Origin of the sequence: Kribbella caucasensis (assembly GCF_004361855.1) — a bacterium.
GTDB classification, from domain to species: domain Bacteria; phylum Actinomycetota; class Actinomycetes; order Propionibacteriales; family Kribbellaceae; genus Kribbella; species Kribbella caucasensis.
Window position 1 is genome coordinate 289,596 of record NZ_SNWQ01000001.1, and the last position, 19,300, is coordinate 308,895.

At 68.6% G+C, this 19,300-nt stretch carries 19 protein-coding genes; 7 read left to right on the forward strand and 12 right to left on the reverse strand.

Annotated elements, in window-relative coordinates:
* Window positions 1–37: 37 nt before the first annotated feature.
* Complete coding sequence (locus EV643_RS01350) at window positions 38–706, reverse strand: TrmH family RNA methyltransferase (protein ID WP_133798069.1); 669 nt, start codon at window positions 704–706, stop codon at window positions 38–40.
* A gap of 24 nt (window positions 707–730) precedes the next feature.
* Between EV643_RS01350 and EV643_RS01355 the strand changes: the two genes are divergently transcribed.
* Window positions 731–1,450, forward strand: coding sequence for a DedA family protein (locus EV643_RS01355; RefSeq protein ID WP_370452178.1), 720 nt, complete (start codon window positions 731–733; stop codon window positions 1,448–1,450).
* Between the two features lie 21 nt (window positions 1,451–1,471).
* Here EV643_RS01355 and EV643_RS01360 read toward each other — a convergent pair whose 3' ends face one another.
* The 8 genes from EV643_RS01360 to EV643_RS01395 all read right to left on the reverse strand — a co-directional run bounded on the left by EV643_RS01360 (window position 1,472) and on the right by EV643_RS01395 (window position 10,510).
* Window positions 1,472–1,882, reverse strand: a complete 411-nt coding sequence (locus tag EV643_RS01360) for a hypothetical protein (protein ID WP_238165277.1) — start codon at window positions 1,880–1,882, stop codon at window positions 1,472–1,474.
* 131 nt (window positions 1,883–2,013) lie between these two features.
* Window positions 2,014–4,995, reverse strand: a complete 2,982-nt coding sequence (locus EV643_RS01365; RefSeq protein WP_133798070.1) for an AfsR/SARP family transcriptional regulator — start codon at window positions 4,993–4,995, stop codon at window positions 2,014–2,016.
* Window positions 4,996–5,286: 291 nt separating this feature from the next.
* Window positions 5,287–6,090, reverse strand: a complete 804-nt coding sequence (locus EV643_RS01370) for a LemA family protein (protein WP_133798071.1) — start codon at window positions 6,088–6,090, stop codon at window positions 5,287–5,289.
* A gap of 79 nt (window positions 6,091–6,169) precedes the next feature.
* The gene (locus EV643_RS01375) at window positions 6,170–7,141 is read right to left on the reverse strand and encodes a quinone oxidoreductase family protein (RefSeq protein ID WP_133798072.1); all 972 of its coding nucleotides are present in this window, start codon (window positions 7,139–7,141) and stop codon (window positions 6,170–6,172) included.
* A gap of 53 nt (window positions 7,142–7,194) precedes the next feature.
* On the reverse strand, window positions 7,195–7,554 hold the full coding sequence (locus EV643_RS01380) for a hypothetical protein (protein WP_133798073.1): 360 nt from the start codon (window positions 7,552–7,554) through the stop codon (window positions 7,195–7,197).
* Window positions 7,551–8,414, reverse strand: a complete 864-nt coding sequence (locus EV643_RS01385; RefSeq protein WP_133798074.1) for a DODA-type extradiol aromatic ring-opening family dioxygenase — start codon at window positions 8,412–8,414, stop codon at window positions 7,551–7,553. Before EV643_RS01385 ends, EV643_RS01380 begins: the two co-directional genes overlap by 4 nt.
* A 27-nt stretch (window positions 8,415–8,441) precedes the next feature.
* Window positions 8,442–9,293: a citryl-CoA lyase gene (locus EV643_RS01390; RefSeq protein ID WP_133798075.1), complete on the reverse strand. Its 852-nt coding sequence runs from the start codon at window positions 9,291–9,293 to the stop codon at window positions 8,442–8,444.
* Window positions 9,290–10,510: a CaiB/BaiF CoA transferase family protein gene (locus tag EV643_RS01395; RefSeq protein WP_133798076.1), complete on the reverse strand. Its 1,221-nt coding sequence runs from the start codon at window positions 10,508–10,510 to the stop codon at window positions 9,290–9,292. Before EV643_RS01395 ends, EV643_RS01390 begins: the two co-directional genes overlap by 4 nt.
* 212 nt (window positions 10,511–10,722) lie before the next feature.
* On the opposite strand from EV643_RS01395, the gene EV643_RS01400 reads away from it, so the two are divergent.
* Both EV643_RS01400 and EV643_RS01405 read left to right on the forward strand, forming a co-directional pair.
* Window positions 10,723–12,210: an amidohydrolase family protein gene (locus EV643_RS01400; protein ID WP_133798077.1), complete on the forward strand. Its 1,488-nt coding sequence runs from the start codon at window positions 10,723–10,725 to the stop codon at window positions 12,208–12,210.
* 103 nt (window positions 12,211–12,313) lie between these two features.
* The gene (locus tag EV643_RS01405) at window positions 12,314–13,144 is read left to right on the forward strand and encodes an IclR family transcriptional regulator domain-containing protein (RefSeq protein ID WP_133798078.1); all 831 of its coding nucleotides are present in this window, start codon (window positions 12,314–12,316) and stop codon (window positions 13,142–13,144) included.
* A gap of 30 nt (window positions 13,145–13,174) precedes the next feature.
* On the opposite strand, the gene EV643_RS01410 is transcribed toward EV643_RS01405, so the two are convergent.
* Genes EV643_RS01410 through EV643_RS01420 form a run of 3 tightly spaced genes read right to left on the reverse strand, consistent with a single transcriptional unit; the run spans window position 13,175 to window position 15,069 of the window.
* Complete coding sequence (locus EV643_RS01410) at window positions 13,175–13,870, reverse strand: hypothetical protein (protein WP_133798079.1); 696 nt, start codon at window positions 13,868–13,870, stop codon at window positions 13,175–13,177.
* On the reverse strand, window positions 13,870–14,415 hold the full coding sequence (pyrE, locus tag EV643_RS01415) for an orotate phosphoribosyltransferase (protein WP_133798080.1): 546 nt from the start codon (window positions 14,413–14,415) through the stop codon (window positions 13,870–13,872). Before pyrE ends, EV643_RS01410 begins: the two co-directional genes overlap by 1 nt.
* A gap of 27 nt (window positions 14,416–14,442) precedes the next feature.
* Entirely contained in the window at window positions 14,443–15,069 is a 627-nt protein-coding gene (locus tag EV643_RS01420; protein ID WP_238165278.1) for a class E sortase, read from the reverse strand.
* Between the two features lie 108 nt (window positions 15,070–15,177).
* On the opposite strand from EV643_RS01420, the gene tdh reads away from it, so the two are divergent.
* The 4 genes from tdh (at window position 15,178) to EV643_RS01440 (ending at window position 19,247) form a co-directional block, all read left to right on the forward strand.
* Window positions 15,178–16,245, forward strand: coding sequence for an L-threonine 3-dehydrogenase (gene tdh, locus EV643_RS01425; protein ID WP_133798082.1), 1,068 nt, complete (start codon window positions 15,178–15,180; stop codon window positions 16,243–16,245).
* Window positions 16,245–17,426 (forward strand): glycine C-acetyltransferase, encoded by a 1,182-nt coding sequence (locus EV643_RS01430; protein WP_133798083.1) that lies wholly within the window; start codon window positions 16,245–16,247, stop codon window positions 17,424–17,426. The genes tdh and EV643_RS01430 overlap by 1 nt, the downstream gene beginning before the upstream one ends.
* Before the next feature lie 249 nt (window positions 17,427–17,675).
* On the forward strand, window positions 17,676–18,158 hold the full coding sequence (locus EV643_RS01435; protein WP_238165279.1) for a hypothetical protein: 483 nt from the start codon (window positions 17,676–17,678) through the stop codon (window positions 18,156–18,158).
* 3 nt (window positions 18,159–18,161) lie between these two features.
* Entirely contained in the window at window positions 18,162–19,247 is a 1,086-nt protein-coding gene (locus EV643_RS01440; protein WP_133798085.1) for a winged helix DNA-binding domain-containing protein, read from the forward strand.
* Window positions 19,248–19,300: the final 53 nt, after the last annotated feature.

Genomic DNA, 19,300 nt, shown 5'->3' on the forward strand with positions numbered 1-19,300 from the left:
TCCTGGGCACCACCAAGGTGATCCCGCAAGCGATAACTCAGGGCTTCTGGTGGAAGGTGTGGCGGCGGATCCAGGCGTGCATGGCGATGGCGGCGGCCGCGCTGGCGTTGATGGAGCGGGTTGAGCCGTATTGGGCGATGTTCAGGACGTCCGTGCAGATCTCGTGGGCGGCCGCGGTGAGGCCGGGGCCCTCCTGGCCGAAGAGGAGGACGCAGGCGGCGGGGAGTTCGTAGGTCTCCAGCGGGACCGAGCCGGGGAGGTTGTCGATACCGATCACGGGGAGGTCGTGCTCGTCGGCGTACGACTTGAGGTCGGCCAGGCTCGGGTGGTGGCGGACGTGCTGGTAGCGATCCGTGACCATCGCGCCACGGCGGTTCCACTTCCGGTTGCCGACGATGTGGACCTCGCGGGCCAGGAAGGCGTTCGCGGTACGGACGACCGAGCCGATGTTCAGGTCGTGCTGCCAGTTCTCGATCGCGACGTGGAACGGGTGCCGCTGCCGGTCCAGGTCCTCGACGATCGCCTCCAGCCGCCAGTACCGGTACTTGTCGACCACGTTCCGGCGGTCTCCGTGCGCGAGCAGCTCCGGATCGAACCGCGAATCGGCCGGCAGAACGCCTTGCCACGGACCGACGCCCACCTCGGACGGACCGACCAGATCGGCGCCGATCACGTCAGCAGTACTGTCACGATTAAGCTCTTGCACAGGTTGGGACGCTACCCTGTCGCTGTGCTTCCTCTCATGGCGATGCTGATGCCGAACTGGATGGACCCGGAGTTCCTGCTCCACTGGCTGGGCGACTGGGCCCTGTGGGGATCCGCCGTGGTGATCTTCATCGAGTGCGGGTTGCTGTTCCCCATCCTGCCCGGTGACTCGCTGCTGTTCGCCGTCGGCCTGTTCATCGCGATCGGCACCATCGACATACCGCTGTGGGTGGCGTGCGTGGTCCTGACCGTTGCCGCGTTCCTGGGCAACGTGTCCGGCTACTACATCGGCCGGGCACTCGGGACGACGTTGTTCAAGAACCCGGACGCGAAGATCCTGAAACCGAAGTACATCGACCAGACGCACGCCTTCTTCGACAAGTACGGGCCGCGCGCGCTGGTGCTGGCCCGTTTCGTGCCGATCGTGCGGACTTTTATCACCCTGGTGGCCGGCGCCGGCCGGATGGACCCGAAGAAGTTCTTCCTCTGGACCGGGGTCGGCGCGGTCCTGTGGGGTACCGGCGTCACCCTGCTCGGCCACGCGCTGGGCCGGATCAAGTTCATCCACGACCACCTCGAGTCGGCGCTGATCCTGCTGGTGATCATCTCGGTGATCCCGATGCTGGTCGAGTACGTCCTGGCCCGCCGCCGGGCGCGCGCCAACGACGCGGACGGTGACGGTCGCGACGACCGCTACGACACCGAGGCCGAGCGCACCGCGGTGATGGAGAAGATCAACGAGTAAGGCCCGCCCGCGTAGTACAGATCAGTGGGCGAAGGGGAAGTGGGGGTCGGACCAGACCCAGTCGGTGCTGAGGTCGGTGAGGACGGCTACGGCGATCTCGCCGGACGGCAGTGGCCCGACCAACTCACCGGCGCCGAGTGAACATGCCACCCGGACCCGGTCAGCCGCCTGGTACCAGACCAGCGCCCCCCGTGGCGCCGCCCCCTCGTGCAGCAGGGCGTGATGGTCGAGCCACCGCAACGCGTCGGCCGCATCGTGCCAGCCGCTGTCATGGGCATAGCCGAAGGCCATCCGCTGGAACTTCAGCGTCCAGTCCTGCCAGGCCGCCGATCCCACGCGTTCCAGCTGCCACTCGAGTGCGGACTCGGTTTCCCGCGGATTTGCCACCTTCTCAGCTATCCGGCGTTCCACACTCACTCCCCCCAAGGCCATGACTCCACTGGATCAGCACGCAGCAGTACGCCGCGTGTCCCCCGTCCTCCGGCCTGTGCCGTGGCTGAGACAAATCTTCGCCCGGCCGCATACACCGGCCGTACATTGCCGGATTCAACTACTAGGCGTCATCAACCGGCTGCGAGATCGGTCCCGAGGTCGGTCAGCACGGCCCGCGCGTCGGCGACCTTGGCGTCGTTGCCGATCTGCTGCCACGACCGGACCGCCCGGTTCAGGTAGCGCCGGGCGAAGTCGGCGTTGCCGGTGGTCGCGTGCAGCCGGCCGAGGCTGTGCGCGGCCGCGCCTTCGACACTGCGATCGCCCAGCCGGTGACCGATCTCGATCGCGTCCAGCAACATCTTGCGGGCCGCCGCGTCCTGGCCGAGAGCCATCAGCACGGCCCCGAGCTCGGCTCGCGCGTACGCCGCGCAGTGGTCGTCGCCGATCCCGTTGAAGATCGCGAGCGACGCCTGCAATTGGCGAACCGCCTGATCGTGCCGGCCCTGCTGGGTCCGCAGCGCGGCGATCCGGCGGCGGATCTTGGCTTCCCGGTGCTTGTCGCCGAGCCGGACTCCGATCAGGAACGCTTCGGCCATGTACCGCCCCGCCGTCACAGTGTCGTTGCGGGCCAGCCAGATCGAGGCGACCGCACTCCGCGCCGACGCCTCGCCGTTCTTGTCCCCCACCTCGACGAACGCCTCGACTGCCTTCTCGTACTGCGCGAGCGCTTCGTCGAGCCGGCCTCGTTCGCGCAGCCAGGTACCGAGGCCGACCGCGGCGACGCCGTCGCCGAGCCGATCGCCGACCTCGGCGAAGATCGCGGCGGCCTGGGTGAAGTGCTCCCAGGCGGGCTCCCAGTCGTCGCGGTAGAGCGCGAGCTGGCCCAGGTTCCGGTGCAGGATCGCTTCGCCTCGGCGGTCCCCGCACGCGATCGCGCTGATCAGGCCGGGCTGGTGCGACTCGTTCCAGTCGTCGAACCCCGCCCGCATGTCGAGGTACGGGCCCCAGGCCGCAGCCAGTCGCCAGGCGTACTCGTGCAGGCCGTTCTGCGCGGCGGCCCGGATCGCCGGGACGAAGGTGCTCCGCTCGCTGTCGAACCAGGCGATCGCATCCGCGTCGGTGAACGGCGCCGGGTCGGGTGACCGCAGGGGTCCCTCGTAGTCGGGGTTGCCGAAGTACACGAACGGCAGGGCTGCCGCGGCCCGGCGTACCTTGTCCAGCAGGGCATCCAGGAGGGTCGCGAGGTCCTTCAGCGCCTGAGCCTTCTCGGCTTCCTCGCCGACGCCGATCGCGTGCAGCCGGAGCAGATCGTGGACCCGGTACCGGGCCTTGCCGGTGGCGTCGACCGAGCTGATCTGGACCAGGTTGACCTCGATCAGCCGGTCCAGGCTGCGGCGTACGGAGGCCGGGCTGGCAACCGGTTCGAGCACCCGGGCGGAGAAGACGCCGACCGCGAAGCGTCCGATCAACCGGTAGAGGCGGGCCTCTGCGGGGCTGAGCGAGTCGTAGCTGAGGTCGGCGCTGGTCCGGACCGCCAGCTCGCCGATGCTCAGCTCGTCCAGCCGGTGGGTCTCGTCCCGGAGGCGACGGGCCAGCTCGGCCGGGCTCAGGTCGGGCCGCTGGGCGAGCCGGCTGGCCACGATCCGGATCGCGAGCGGCAGGTTCCCACAGGCGGAGAGGATCTCCTCGACCGCTGCCGAGCGACTGTCCACCCGGCCGGTGCCCGCGACCCGCTGGAGCAGCTCAGCCGCCTCGCTGTCCTCGAAGGTGTCGAGCGGCATGCTGTCCGCCCCGGCCAGGTCCATCAACCGGTTCCGGCTGGTGACGACGACGGCGGAGGCGCCCGTACCCGGCATCAGCGGGGCGATCTGACTGGCCGCGGCGGCGTCGTCGAGGATGATCAGCACCCGCCGGCTGGCCAGCTCCGATCGGAGCATGGCTGATCGCCGCTCCGGATCCGGCGGTACGGCGAAGTCGGGCACGTTCAAACTCAGCAGCAGGTCGGTCAGGGCACCACCGGAATCGCGCGGCTCGGTGGCCCCGCGCATGTCGAGATAGATCTGCCCGTCCGGGAAGGATTCGCGGACCAGATGGCCCAGCCGGATCGCGAGCGAGGTCTTGCCGGTCCCGGGCGCACCGGAGACCACGGCGATCGGCGGCCGGACCGGGTCGCGCCCGCAGACGAGATCGCGGAGTTGTTCGAGATGCTGCTCCCGACCGGAGAAGTCGGCCAGGTCCAGCGGCAACTGACTCGGGGGCCGGTGCGGCTCGACGAGCTCTGGGGCGGCCATCGGCCCTTCGGTCGCGGGCAGCGTCGACGGTTCCGTCGTACTGACTCGTGGGACACCGGGATCCGGCCAGTTCGCGGAGCGGCCGTTCTGGGCGCGGGCGCCGGCGGCCGCCAGGTCCGGGCCGGGCTCGACGCCAAGCTCGTCGGCGAGGGTCCGGACGGCCTTCGTGTACGCCGCGCGCGCCTCACTCGTCCGCCCCGCGGCGAGCAAGGTGTCGACGAGCCTGCGCCACAGCTGTTCGTCGTACGGGTCCTCGGTCAGCCGGCCACTCAGCAGCACCGCGGCGCCGGCGTGATCGGCGTACTCGAGCCGCAGGTCGAGCAACGTGTCGACCAGGCTCCGGTACTGCGCCTCGAGGCGGGCGATCGATCCCTCCCAGGCGGCGGAGCCACCGAGATCCTCCAAGGGGTGGCCACGCCAGAGCGAGTACGCCCGGGAGAGCACCTGCATCGCCTGCCGGCCCTCGTCCGCGTCACGCAGGTGACCGCCCTCGGCCAGCAGCGACTCGAACATGCTGGAGTCGAGCTCGTCGACGCCGACCTCGATGCTGTACCCGGCCGCGGAGGTGTCGATCGGCGTGGGCAGCCCGGCCTCCTGCAGGACCCCGCGCAGCGCCCGGACGTAAGTGCGGATGTTCGCGGTCGCGGAGCGTGGTGGGTTGCCTTCCCAGAGTGCGTCCGCGATCAGGTCGGTGGAGACGAACCGGTTGGGGTGCAGCAGCAGCGTGGCCAGCAGTTGCCGGGGCTTACTCGCCTTCAGCGGCTGCCCCTGAACGTGGCCCAGACGCAGAGGTCCGAGGATCTCGTACCTCAGACTGTCCACTTGGCTGCCCTCTCAACTGTTCTGCCCGCGCCCCATCGTGGCATCCCGGTGCACCCGCCGGGAAGGCTCGGCCCTTGGGATGTACGTCCCGATGTACGCCGGATGTATGCGCACCCGGCAAAGTGACGGTCGTACCGGGGGGAGGGCAGGCCCGGGGGTGACGGACTCATCGCCGTCGCGCCCCGGGCCTGAATTTTCGGGACCTGGGGCGCTGGGCAACGGTCGTGCGGGGACGGCCGGGGGGAGGCTCAGCGCCCCGAACTACGGGCCACCGGGCCGGCATCTGATCCGTCAGGAGCCGGTGAAGGGCGGTTGACCGTCTTGCGGACCGGGGGCGGCCGCGGGCGGCCCGCCCACCGGTGGCTGACCCTGGTACGGCGGTTGTGGCTGGCCCTGCTGCGGGACCTGCGGGTAGTTGCCCTGGTACCCCTGATCGCCGCCCGGCAGCTCCGGCTGGATCTGGCCCGACGAGTGCGCACCCTGCTGCATCTGCGGCGGCGCCTGCTCGCCCGCGACCGACCCGATCGTGCCGAACGAGACCTGCGGGACCGCGCGCACCGTCTCGTCCTTGACCTCGAAGTAGCCGGCCTTCTCGAACTTGAAGCCGTTCGCGATCAGGTTCGACGGGAACGCGTCGATCCGGGTGTTGTAGTCGCCCACGTTCGCGTTGAAGAACCGGCGGCCGGCCGCGATCCGGTCCTCGGTGTCGGTCAGCTCGCGCTGCAGGTTGAGGAAGTTCTGGTTCGACTGCAGCTGCGGGTACGCCTCGACCGAGATCATCATCTGCCGCAGCGCGCCGGACAGCTCACTCTCGGCGACCGCCCGCTGCTCCGGCGACGCGGTCTGCACATTGACCGCCTGGGTGCGCAGCCGGGCGACCTCCTCGAACACGTGCCGCTCGTGCGCGGCGAACGCGCGGACGGTCTCCACCAGGTTCGGGATCAGGTCGTAGCGGCGGTGCAGTTCGACGTCGATCTGCCGCCAGGACTCCTGGATCAGGTTCCGCTGCTTGACGAATCGGTTGTACGAGACCATCAGCGCGATGGCCAGGATCACGACGATCGCCACGATCACGATGGTGATGACTGCGCCCATTACCTGCTCCCCGGGTGTTGGCTACTACCCGGGACTCTAGCCCTCGCCGGGTCCGCCCTTAACCCGCAGCACCGGCGTACTAAAGGGTCAAGACGAGGCGGCCGGAGGTCTGTCCGGCGGCTTGGCGTCGCCACGCGGCCGCCACATCAGGCAGCGCAACAGTCTCGTGCGCGACCCTGATCCGGCCGGTGTGGGCGTGTGGGAGGACCGCGGTCAGGGCGAGTGTGCGCTGTTCGGACGTCAGGGCGTTGTTGGTGTAACCGAGGATGCTCGCGGAGCGACTACGCAGTACCGACGAGGAGAACGTCGCCTCGTCGCCCGAGGCGCCACCGAGGTTCACCAAGCGGCCGCCGTTCGCCAGCAGCCGCGCGGCTGCGGTGGCGGCGATCCCGAAGACCGGGTCGATCGCCACATCGACGGCACCGCCTGTCGCTTCAGCGAGTCGAGCGGTGAGCTCGTCCACGTCGGAGGTCAGGCTGACCACCTCGTGGGCGCCCGCAGCCAAGGCACGCTTCTGGGCTTCCTCGGACCGGCACACGGCGGTGACCTTGCCTGCCTCCAACACTCGTGCCGCACCGATGGCGGCCTGCCCGACGGCTCCCCCACCGCCGAGCACGAGCACCCGCTCACCTGCCAGGAGCCGGGCACGCCAGGTCAACGACATCCATGCGGCCACCGCGGACAACCCGAGTGCGGCGACCACCGTGTCCGGAACCGGTGTGTCGAGCACGATGAGGTCGGCGTCCGGGACGGCGCAGCGCTCGGCGAAGCTGCCGTCCCCTGCCGCCATACCGGCCGACGTCGAGAAGAACACCCTGGTCCCGGGAGCCACGACGCCCGAGTGCTCGACCACTCCGACTCCTTGTACGCCGGGGACGTACGGAACCGGGGGTGCGCCGAAGTACGACGTACCGGAGGCGCAAAGCAGATCGAGCGGGACGACGGGCGCGGCGGTGACCCGTACGACGCTCTGGCCGTCGGAGGGGACCGGGTCCGGATGTTCGGTGGGCGATGGGGGTTCGCCATGTTTGCCCAGGACGGCGGCTCGCACGCGGTCTCCTCGGATGACGGCCCGGTCGCGGCCGGGCGGTGGTGATCGTGGGGTCAGGTGGCGATGTCGGGGTACGGCAGGCTGAAGTGCTCCATCGCCTTGCCGTAGGCCTTCTGGTACTCCAGCGGACCGTGGTCGCGTTCGAACATCGCGATGAAGAGGGTCAGGGTGAGGAACGGATGCGCCCCGAGCTCGAACAACGCGACGTGGTCGTGCTCGCGCAGCGCCTTGCGTTCGGCGTCGGTGAAGGCGAGCCAGGTCGACTTCTCGTCCGTCGTGCAGTTGAGGATCTTGTTGGCCAGCTCCTCCTCCCACCAGGTCACCGTGCCGGTCGCGTCCTCGCGGTAGCGCTCGACCAACTCGGGGTCGCGATCGACGGTATAGAGGAACTTGTCCAGCAGGTACTTGCTCATTCCGGTACTCCGTTCGGATACCAGGTGAAGTAGGCCTCCATCGTGTGGAAGAGGTCGAGGGAATCGACGTGGTCGGCCTTGGCACCGGCACCGGCGACGCCCATCATCAGCATGAAGTCCATGAAGCCGTGGGTCGCGTTGCCCGGCAGGTGGAGGCTGTCCAGGGTCACTTCGGACAGGCAGCCCTCGATGTCGCCGGTGGCGATCCACTCGACGGCCTTGCGGTCGAACTCCGGATCGGGGCCGTGGGCACCGAACTGACGGGGACCGCCGAGCTCGAGTGACAGATGGCCAGTGCCGATGATCGCGACCCGCTTGTCCTCCGGCCACGATTCCACCAGCTGCCGGATCGTCCGGCCGAGTTCGACGAACCGCTTCGGCCGCGGCAACGGGGGCGCGAAGATGTTCGTGTAGATCGGCACGATCGGCAGGTCCGCCTGCGGGCGCAGCGTGATGATCGGGCAGGTGATGCTGTGGTCGATCCGCAGTTCGTTGCTGAAGGCAAGGTCGAAGTCCGCGTCCAGCCCGTCCCGCAGGATGTGCGCCGCGAGGTTCTCCTCACCCGGCAAGGTCATCCGGGGCAGGCCGAACTCGCGTTCCTCGTTGTAGAAGTTCGCGTCGAAGAACGGCGCCTTGCCGACCAGGAACTGCGGCATGTTGTCCAGCCAGAGCTGGTGGAAGTGGTCGCTGCCCACCATCACCAGGATGTCGGGCCGGGCCTTGGTGAGCGTCTCGCGGAACGCCTCGATCTTGGCGACCCACTCGTCGGCGAACGGCGGGCGGTCGGCGCCGGTGGCCGTGCTCGCCCGGTAGTAGAACGGATGGTGCGTGGAGGCGATGACCGCTGCGACGGTGGCCATGAGGTGCTCCTCTGCGTCCGGGATGAGTCAGGTTGTCGGGTCGGCGGCGGGGTCGACGTACGGGTCGGTGGCGCGGTCGGCGGTCGGGTCGACGTACACGGCGTTGCGGTCGACGGTGAGGTAGGTGTCCATGCCGATCGGGCGGCGGCGCTCCTCGGCGAGCTGTCCGAGCAGGCCGGCCGCCCTGGCCAGCAAGGCGAAACCGCGCAGCAGCTCGACCGGCAGCCCGAGGTCGGCCAGCGCGGCGCCGCAGACACCCGCGCCGTTGAGCGGAAGCCTCCGGCCGAGGACCTGCTCGTGCACCCGCCCGATGGCCTCGAACAGCCGCAGATGTGGGCCCCGCAGTCCTTCCTCCTCCGCGATGCCGATCAGCGTCGGCGTGCGTGGGTCCTGCACCTTGTGGACGGGATGTCCCAGACCGGGTACGAACCGCTTCGCCGCCCGGGTCTCGGTGACGGCAGCCAATGCAAGGGCGTCCCAGCCGGCATCGTCGTCAGGCAACTCGCCTTCGTGCCGCTGCAAGGTCTCGTGCAGGTAGGCGCCGCAGTCCTCGGTCACGCCCAGGAACCTCGAACCACCACCCAGCAGACCGGCGGCAAGCGCGCCCTGGAGCGAGTCGGGCGCGGACAGATAGGTCAGCCGGGCAGCGATCGCCGTCGGAGTGAACCCGTGATCGGCAAGAGCGACCAGCACCGCTTCGAAGACCCGCGTCTCCGAAGGCGTCGGCCGCCGAAGCGCCACCAGCCAGAAGGCCAGCTCGCCGAAGCTCACCTTGCCCATCAGATCGGCGGTGAGATCCTGCCCGAGCAGCCGGATCTCGTCCGCGGTGGAAGTACCGAGCGAGGTCGGAAACGCAAGCCCATCAGCGGAATCGGTCATGCCGAGCGCTCCTCTCCAGTACGCCGGGCGCCCGGCTCGTCGTCCGTACGGTGCTCGGGCGGAGCGTCGAGCCAGCGACGGAGGTCGGCGCCGTGTTCGTCCAGCGAGGGCGGGGGCAGCCGGTACTCCGCTGGCGTCTCGGAGAACGTGATCGGGTTCCGTACGGTCGGCACGGCATTCGCGCCAGACCCGACAGTCACGACCGGATCGAGGCCGATGTCCTCGGCGAATGCCACCCCACCGTCGACGGTGTTGATCGGCCCGCACGGCACGCCCGCGTCGATGATGTCGCGGAACCACTCCATCCGGGTGCGCGTTCGCAGCCGCCCCACCAGCAGCGGGCGCAGTTCCTCCCGGTTGGCCGTTCGCTTCTCGTTGCGGTCGAACCGCGGATCGTCCGCGAGCTCCGGTACCCCGAGAACCTCGACCAGCTTGCGAAACTGACCGTTGTTCCCAGCCGTGATGATCAGCTCACCGTCGGAGCACGGCAGCGGCTCGTACGGGAACAGGCTCGGATGACTGTTGCCCATCCGCAAAGGGACAACGCCGCCCGCGACGTACGCGCTCGACTGGTTGACCAAGCCCGACAGCGCCGACGACAACAGATTGACCTCCACATGCTGACCCCTGCCGGTCTGGTGGCGTGAGTTCAGCGCGGACAGGACGCCGATGGTCGCGTGCATCCCCGCCATCACGTCGAAGACCGAGATACCGGCCCGGTACGGCTCGCCACCCGGGTCGCCGGTCAGACTCATCAGCCCGGAGATTGCCTGGACGATCAGGTCGTACCCAGGCAGCGCGGCACCCTTCGGCCCGCTGCCGAACCCGCTGATCGACGCATAGACCACACCTGGGTTGCCGACCGCAACGGAGTCGTAGTCCAACCCGAACCGGGCCAGTCCACCGGGCTTGAAGTTCTCCACCAGTACGTCGGCGCGCCGGGCCAACTCCTGCGCCGTCGCGAGGTCACCCGGGTCCGTGAGGTCCAGCGCGATCGACCGCTTGTTGCGGTTGACCGCGAGGTAGTAGGTCGAAATCCCGTCCCGCACCGGCGGCTGCCAGGACCGCGTGTCGTCGCCCGCGGGAGCCTCGACCTTGACCACCTCGGCCCCCAGATCGGCCAGCAGCATGGTCGCGTACGGGCCGGCCAGGATCCGGGAGAAGTCGGCCACCAACAGCCCGGCGAGCGGACCCTGCACCGCGGGCGTATCAGGCACGAACCTGCTCTCCTCTCGCTTGCGATAGAAAACGGACAATTGTCCGCCATCCGCGTCGACTCAGTCTCCTGCCGCGTCTTCTGAACTGTCAAGCGCGGACTCAGGCGACCAGGGCGAGCTATTGACAGGCCCGACCGACGCTTCAATAGTGGCAATATCGCCGTGATGACCGGCATACGGACCCCTGTCCGACTCAAGCTTTGGAGGAGATCATGTCCACTGCCGAGACGCCGACGGAAGGCCGGCCGGTAGTACTGCGCGGCGGCACCGTCCTGACCATGGACGACAACCACGCCGTTCTGACTGGTGCGGACGTTCTGGTCGACGGAGACCGGATCGCCGCCGTCGGCCCGGCTCTCGACGTACCCGACGGCACGTTCGAGATCGACGCGCGCGGGGGCATCGTGATGCCGGGCATGATCGACACCCATCGGCACATGTGGCAGACCGCGATGCGGGCGTACGGCGCCGACTGGACCCTGACCCAGTACTTCGTCTGGTACTACCTCGAGCACGGCCGACTCTTCCGGCCCGAGGACATCTACGCCGGCAACCTGGTCTCCGCCTGGGAATCCCTCGAGGCGGGGGTGACCACCACGGTGGACTGGTCGCATGGGTTACAGACCGTCGATCACGCGGAGGCGGCCGTGGACGCCCTGCAAGCCGTGCCCGGCCGATTCGTCCTTGCCTACGGCAACATTCAGGCGGGGCCCTGGGAGTGGACCGCCGACAAGAGCGTCCGGGCGTTCCTGGAGCGCCGCCGGGCCGAAGCGGATGACCTGCTCGGCCTCCAACTCGCCTTCGATGTCACCGGCGACCCGGCCTTTCCGGAGCGGGCGGCCTTCGAGGTGGCCCGGGAGCTCGGGCTCGGCGTGACCACGCACGCCGGGGTATGGGGCGCGACCAACGATGACGGCATCCGGCTGATGCACGAGAACGGGTTCATGACGCCCGACAACATCTACGTCCATGCCGCGACGCTGACCACCGACTCCTACCAGCGGATCGCCGCGAGTGGCGGCTCGGTTTCGGTCTCGACGGAGTCCGAGCAGAGCGCCGGCCAGGGGTACCCGCCCACCTGGCAGGTCCGTCGGTACGGCATTCCGGTCTCACTCTCGATGGACACCAGCGTCTGGTGGAGCGGCGATCTCTTCTCGGCGATGCGCACCACCCTCGGCGCCGACCGATCCCGCGAGCATCTCGAGGCGCACATGAAGGGCGACACCGTGACCCATACGCACCTGCGCGCCGAGCAGGTCGTGGACTGGGCCACCCGCGGCGGCGCTCGAGCGCTCGGCCGGGACGATCTCGGCAGCCTCGAACCAGGCAAGAAGGCCGATGTCGTGCTGATCAAGAACGACGCCTCCCCGGTGTCGTTCCCGCTGCTGAACCCCTACGGTCAGGTCGCGTTCCAGGCGCAGCGCGGCGACGTGCACACCGTTCTCGTCAACGGCCGGGTGGTGAAGTACCAGCACGAACTGGTCGGCGCCGACCTGCCCGCCGTACGACGTACCGTCGAAGCCACGATCGACCACCTCCGCGCAGCGATGGGTGACGAGGCCTGGGCCGGCGGGATGAACCCCGATCTGCCGCACGACGAGGTCCTGGACAACCCGTACCAGTACACGGAGTACAAGTCCGAGTCGACGCGGGAGGCGAGGGGGAGCATGTTCGGCGACCCCGGCTCGGCGGACAGGTGACTGCGACGAGCCTTGGCAGCCGTTACCGGCCCGGGCCCGTAGGCTCGTCGTCGATCGGTGGTCCGCGCGGCGGGCCGGGCGGCACCAGCGGAGGCAGAACCTGATGGCAGGACGAGGCGCGGGTCCCGATTTCGTCGAGTCCCTGGCTCGCGGGCTGGACGTGCTCGCCTGTTTCGACGCCAACCACCGGAGCATGTCTCTCAGCGAGGTGGCGACCGCGGCCGGGCTCGCGCGACCGACCGCACGCCGGCTGCTGCTGACGTTGGAGGAGCTCGGTTTCGTCCGGTCGACCGGCGGGGCGTTCCAGCTGACGCCCAAGGTGCTGACCCTCGGTATGGCGTACGTCGGTGCGCTGGGGTTGTGGGACATCGCCCGGCCTCATCTCGAAGCGCTCGTGGCCCGCACCGGCGAGTCGTCGTCCATGGCGCAGCTGGATGGGTCGGACATCGTTTACGTCGCTCGGGTGTCGGTGCCGAAGATCATCGCGCTGCGGGTCGACATCGGGACCAGGTTCCCGGCCGCGCAGACGTCACAGGGCAAGGTGCTGCTCGCCGGTCTGTCTCCCGAGGAGCTTTCGGCGACACTTGCGCAGCCGAGTCGGGCCGGACTCCCGCCGTACATCGGGCGGTCGGCGGAGCAGCTCCGCGACGAGCTCACCGAGATCCGGGCGCGCGGATGGGCGCTGGCGGATGAGGAGCTCGCGCCCGGCGTACGGTCGGTGGCGGCTCCGGTACGGGATGGGACCGGAGCGATCAGGGCCGCCATGAACGTGACGGTGCACGCTGCGGAGACGTCGACCGAGCGGCTGCTTCAGGAGTATCTGCCACTGCTGCTTCGGACAGCCGGTGATGTCAGTGCCGAGTGGGCGCTGTGGCAGTCGCGACCCCATGTCGAGGTCGGCCAGGTTCAGCGCAAGGACGAGACGTCCGCTTAGCCCTGGCCGGCTGGGCTTTGGCTGCGGCGCTCAGCCCTGGCGGGGGTCGACGCCGGCGTAGTCGCGCCAGACGTACGGCGGGACGTGATCGGTCACCAACTGCAGGAGCTGGAGGCGGTTCATCACCTCGGCGGGAGCATGCGCTCCGTTGTCCCAGCCGATCAGTGAGTTGCCCTCGATCCGCCAGCCGATCTCGCCGCGGGCCAGCAGCATCTCCATCATCCGCGGGTGGATCACCGCGTGCCCGAACCGCGGGTCGTCCGCCTTCACCCGGAACGCCCGGTTGAACTGCTCGCTCTCGAACTGCAGATCGGCGAACCCGAACGCGTTCGCGAGCGCGCCGCCGAAGATCCCCTCGTGGGTGACCTCCAGGTGCGGCAGCGGCCCGGGGAGCTGCATCACCACGACGCCGAACTTGTGCGTGGTGGTGCGGCGGCGGCCCTTCGAGTCGGTCGAATGGGTCTGGTAGCTGTAGTCGAAGGCAACGATCTGGCGGCCCTGGTACGGACCGGTGAGCACGTTCTTGACCCGCCGGTTGTCCCCGGTCTGGAACGGCGTACCGCTCCACTGGCCCGCCAGGCCATGGTTCTCCGGCTGGTACGTGAGCCCTTGCTGGGCGGCGAATGCGGCGAACGCCTCGCGCCGCTTCTTCGCGGCCATGTAGTTGAAGTAGAAGACGCCGCCGCCGATGACGACGGCGGCCGCGACGATGAGTACTGGTTCCATCAGCCGAGCCCGAGTTCGTCCAGACCGAACACCGTGCGGTACTCCAGGCCCTCGGACTCGACCTTCTCCTGCGCGCCGGTGGACCGGTCGACGATCACGGCCACCGCGACCACCTCGGCCCCGGCCTCGCGGAGCGCCTCGACGGCGGTGAGCACCGAACCACCCGTGGTGGACGTGTCCTCGACCGCGAGCACCCGGCGCCCCTTCACCTCCGGCCCTTCGATCCGGCGCTGCAACCCGTGCGTCTTCTCGGCCTTGCGGACCACGAACGCGTCCAGCTTGCGCCCCTGCTGAGCGGCCGCGTGCAGCATCGACATGGCGACCGGGTCGGCACCGAGCGTCAGCCCGCCGACGGCGTCGTACTCCAGGTCCTCGGTCAGCTCCAGCATCGCCGGCCCGATCAGCGGCGCCGCCTCCGCATCCAGCGTGATCCGCCGCAGGTCGACGTAGTAGTCGGCTTCCTTCCCCGACGCCAGCGTCACCCGCCCGTGCACGATCGCCTTGCTCTTCACCTGTTCCAGCAACGCACCACGGTCAAAGCTCATGAGCACCCACCTTAAGCGACGGCGAGCTCAGCGCTTCTTTTCGAGGTTGATCAGGTGGCCGAAGGCGATTGAGCGGTCGGGCGAGTGGAAGAGGTCTTCGCAGGTGGTGAGGGTGATCAGCGACTTGGTGGGGGTTTCTTGGGGTTTGCCGGGGACAGGGTCGAGGACCCAGGTGTCGGACGGCTTGACGGTGAGGTCGCGTGGAGAGGTGTCGAGTTCGTAGGTGTAGATCGCGTCGGCGGTCTCGACGACAACCTGGTCGCCCTTGCGCAGTTCGAGCAGCTTGCGGAACGGCGATCCGTGGGTGACCCGGTGCCCGGCGATCGCGAAGTTGCCCGGAACGCCTGGGAGCTGGGTCTGCGGATAGTGCCCGATTCCACGGGCCAGTTCACCCTTGCCGACCCCCTCGACGACCGGTTTCACCCACTCGGCCCCGAACTTGGGGATCCGGACCAGCGTGAACGGCGTACCGGCGGCTGGTTCCTTGATCGTTGTCTCGGCCCGCCATTCGTCCCGCAGCTCGCGCTCCAGTTGGTCCATCGTCCGGTTCGAGGTGATCCCCGTCCCGAAGTACTGCCAGCCGACCCAGCCGAGCAGGCCGACACCCGCCAGCAGCAGGACGATCCCCAGTCCCCGTACCACGCCCCGCGCCATGGCGACCAGTATGCAGTCAGGCTGCAAAGGCTGTGTACGACGTGTCGATGGACGCGGACAGCGGCCCGGGATCACGATGATGACGGCAACCAAGCGAGGAGGTACGCCGTGAAGGCGCTGGTCAAGGCCGAGAGCAGGCCCGGACTGTGGCTGCAGGACGTCCCGGAGCCCGTGATCGAGCCGGACGAAGTACTGATCAAGGTACTGCGGACGGGGCTGTGCGGCACCGACCTGCACATCCAGAACTGGGACCACTGGGCGCAGAAGAACGTCCCGGTCCCGATGGTCACCGGACACGAGTTCGCCGGCGAGGTGGTCGAGATCGGCGCGGGCGTCCGGGACGTCGCGGTCGGCGACATCGTCAGCGGCGAGGGTCACCTGGTCTGCGGGCGCTGCCGGAACTGCCGGGCCGGGCGACAGCACCTCTGCATCAAGACGCGTGGGCTCGGCGTCCACGTGCCGGGCGCGTTCGCGGAGTACGTCGCGTTGCCGGCGAGCAACGTGTGGGTGCACCGCGATCACGTCGACTTGGACGTGGCCGCGATCTTCGACCCGTTCGGCAACGCGGTGCACACGGCACTGTCGTTCCCGGTGGTCGGCGAGGACGTGCTGATCACCGGCGCCGGGCCGATCGGGATCATGGCCGCCGCGGTCGCGCTGCACGCCGGAGCGCGGAACGTGGTGATCACCGATCTGTCCGATTACCGGTTGGAGCTGGCCCACAAGATCGGCGTCACGCACGCGGTGAACGTCGGCCGCCAGTCGATCGCCGAGGCGCAGCGCGAACTCGGGATGCGCGAGGGCTTCGACGTCGGGATGGAGATGTCCGGCCAGCCGGCCGCACTGCGCGACATGCTCGCGAACATGAACCACGGCGGCAAGATCGCCATGCTCGGCCTGCCGTCCGACGAGATCGCGATCGACTGGAGCACGGTGGTGCTCAACATGCTGACGATCAAGGGCATCTACGGCCGGGAGATGTTCGAGACCTGGTACTCGATGTCCGTGATGCTGGAACGCGGTCTGGACCTCGGCCCGGTGATCACCCACCGGTTCGGGTACGCCGATTTCGAGCAGGCCTTCGACGTGGCCCGGCAGGGTCAGTGCGGCAAGGTCATCCTGGACTGGACCACCTCGACGTACGAGCCTCACCCGACGAATGAAGGAGTGCACTGATGTTCGGCCGGATGCGTGACGACCTGCTGGGAACGATCGGCGAGATCCGCGAGGCGGGTCTGTACAAGTCGGAGCGGGTGATCACCTCACCGCAGAACGCCGGCATCTCGGTTGCCGACGGCAAGCAGGTACTCAACTTCTGCGCGAACAACTACCTCGGCCTGGCCGACCACCCGGAGGTGATCGCGGCGGCCCGGAGCGCGCTGGACGAGTGGGGCTTCGGGATGGCGTCGGTCCGGTTCATCTGCGGCACCCAGCAGATCCACAAGGACCTGGAAGGTGCCCTGAGCAACTTCCTCGGCACCGACGACACGATCCTGTACAGCTCCTGCTTCGACGCCAACGGTGGACTCTTCGAAACCCTGCTCGGCGCCGAGGACGCGGTGATCTCCGACGAGCTCAACCACGCCAGCATCATCGACGGCATCCGGTTGTCCAAGGCTCGTCGCTTCCGGTACAAGAACCGCGACATGGCCGATCTCGAGGCACAGCTGAAGGACGCGGCGGACGCGCGGTACCGGCTGATCGCGACCGACGGCGTGTTCTCGATGGACGGGTACGTCGCCCCGCTGGACGAGATCTGCGACCTGGCCGAACGGTACGACGCCCTCGTCATGGTCGACGACTCGCACGCCGTCGGCTTCGTCGGCCCCGACGGCGCCGGCACCCCGTCGCTGTTCGGCGTCAAGGACCGCGTAGACATCGTCACCGGCACCCTCGGCAAGGCCCTCGGCGGCGCCTCGGGCGGCTACGTCTCCGCCCGGGCCGAAATCGTCGAACTCCTCCGCCAGCGCTCCCGCCCCTACCTCTTTTCCAACTCGCTGGCCCCCTCGGTCACCGCCGCCTCCCTGAAGGCCCTGGAGTTGATCGGCGGCTCGAGCGACCTCCGCGACAAACTCACCGCCAACACCACCCTCTTCCGCACCAAGATGACCGAAGCCGGCTTCGACGTCCTCCCCGGCACCCACCCCATCAGCCCGGTGATGATCGGCGACGCCGCCCAAGCCGCCCGCCTGGCCGACAAACTCCTGGAACTCGGCATCTACGTCATCGGCTTCTCCTACCCGGTAGTCCCCCACGGCAAGGCCCGAATCCGAACCCAACTCTCCGCCGCCCACTCCACCGAAGACGTCGAGCACGCCGTAGCCGCCTTCATCGAGGCCCGCACCGCCCTCGCCTGATTCGCTTGCTTGCGTCCGAAGAGGGTCTGTCCGCTGGCGGGACATAGCAAGAACTGGCGGGATCCCCCATCCCCGAATCTCAGAGGTTGACGGGGGCGGCATGGACGGTCGGGGCGGCTAGGGTTGACCGGTTCGTCCGCCCCTGTGAGGAGTGTTATGCGTTGGGTGCTGGCTGTTGCCGGTGTGGTTGGGTTGTTGGGGGTTTCTGGGTGTGCTGGTGGTGAGGAAGGGCCGCAGCCGGTTGCGGCGGTGACGGCTAGTACGTCGGTGACGCCTAGTGCCACGCCGACGGCCGGTGGGGTCAGGCCGACTGCGGAGCCGACGGTGGTGGCGGCTCCGGTTCGGCTGACGGTGGGGCAGGCTCGGCAGCAGTATCTGGCGGTGACTCGGCCGTACAACGTCGCGTTGGAGCGGTTCGAGCTTGGGGCGGACAGTGGGGCGTCGCTGCAAACGTTGCAGGGTCGTGCGAAGGCCGTGGCCGCGGCGAATCTGGCTGAGTCCCGGCAGCTGGCGAAAATCGCCTGGCCGACGATCGTGGCTGCGCAGATCCGGCAGTTGCTGACCATCAACGCCACGGCCCGGGCGTACTGGTTGAAGGTGGCGGCAGCGGACAGCATGAGCGCGATGGCTCGGCACGTCCAGCGCGCCGCCGAGGCCGGCGGGAAGAGCCCGGCCGCGGAGATCCGGAAGCGCCTCGGCTTGCCGGAGTACAACGAAGCCGACTACAGATGACCCATGAGCAAGCTCAGTGGACGGGCGGTCAATCGGGCGACGTTGGCTCGGCAGTTGTTGCTGGAGCGGTCTGACTGCGGCGCCGTTGAGGCGGTGCAGCGGCTGGCCGGGATGCAGGGGCAGGAGCCGAAACATCCGTACGTCGGGTTGTGGTCGCGCGTCGACGGGTTCACCGATGAGCACCTGAACAAGGCCATCGAGGAGCGCGAGGTGGTCCGCGCGAGCCTGTTCCGGGGGACGTTGCATCTGGTGACGGCCGCGGACTATCTGCGGTTCAGGACCACGATCAGCCCGATCTTCGAGGCGGGGCTCAAGATCCTCGGCGATCGGGGCAAGGGGCTGGAGCCGGACAAGGTGGTCGCGGCCGCGCGGCGGATCCTGGCGAAGGAGCCCCTCACGTTCACCGAGATACGGGACGCGCTGGTGACCGAGTTCCCCGAGGTGAACGACCGGGCGCTCGGGTTCTGCACGCGGATGATGGTCCCGCTGGTGATGTTCCCGACGGACACGCGATGGGGCTGGCCCGCGAACGCCCGATTCACACCGGCCGAGGAGTGGCTGAAGGCGAAGCTCCACGCCAGCGCAGCACCGGAAGAGCTGGTCACCCGGTATCTGGAGGCGTTCGGGCCTGCAACGCCGGCCGACTTCCAGACGTGGTCCGGGTTGACGAAGGCCAAGTCGTACTTCGACGCCGTGGAACTCGAGACCTTCACGGACGAGGCGGGCAAGACCTTGTACGACGTACCGGGTGGTCCTCGGCCGGATGAGGAGACCCCGGCACCCGTGAGGTTCCTGCCCGAGTTCGACAACTTGTTGCTGTCGCACGCGAAACGCGAACGGATCATCGCCGACGAACACCGCCCGGCCGTGTTCACCAAGAACCTGCGGGTGAAGTCGACGTACCTGGTCGACGGGGTGGTCGCGGGCGTCTGGTCGGCCGAGAAGAAGCGTGGTGTGGCGACTCTCACGCTGACCCCGTTCGGGCGGTTGCCGAAGTTGACGCAGGCGGAACTGGAGCGCGAGGGGAGCGCGTTGCTGCGGTTCCTGGAGCCGGACGCGAAGACCTACGACCTGGTTACGGCCGGTTGATGAGGTTGTTGTCACACGTCAGATGACTGGGCTGGGACCCAACGCAGGGGTGG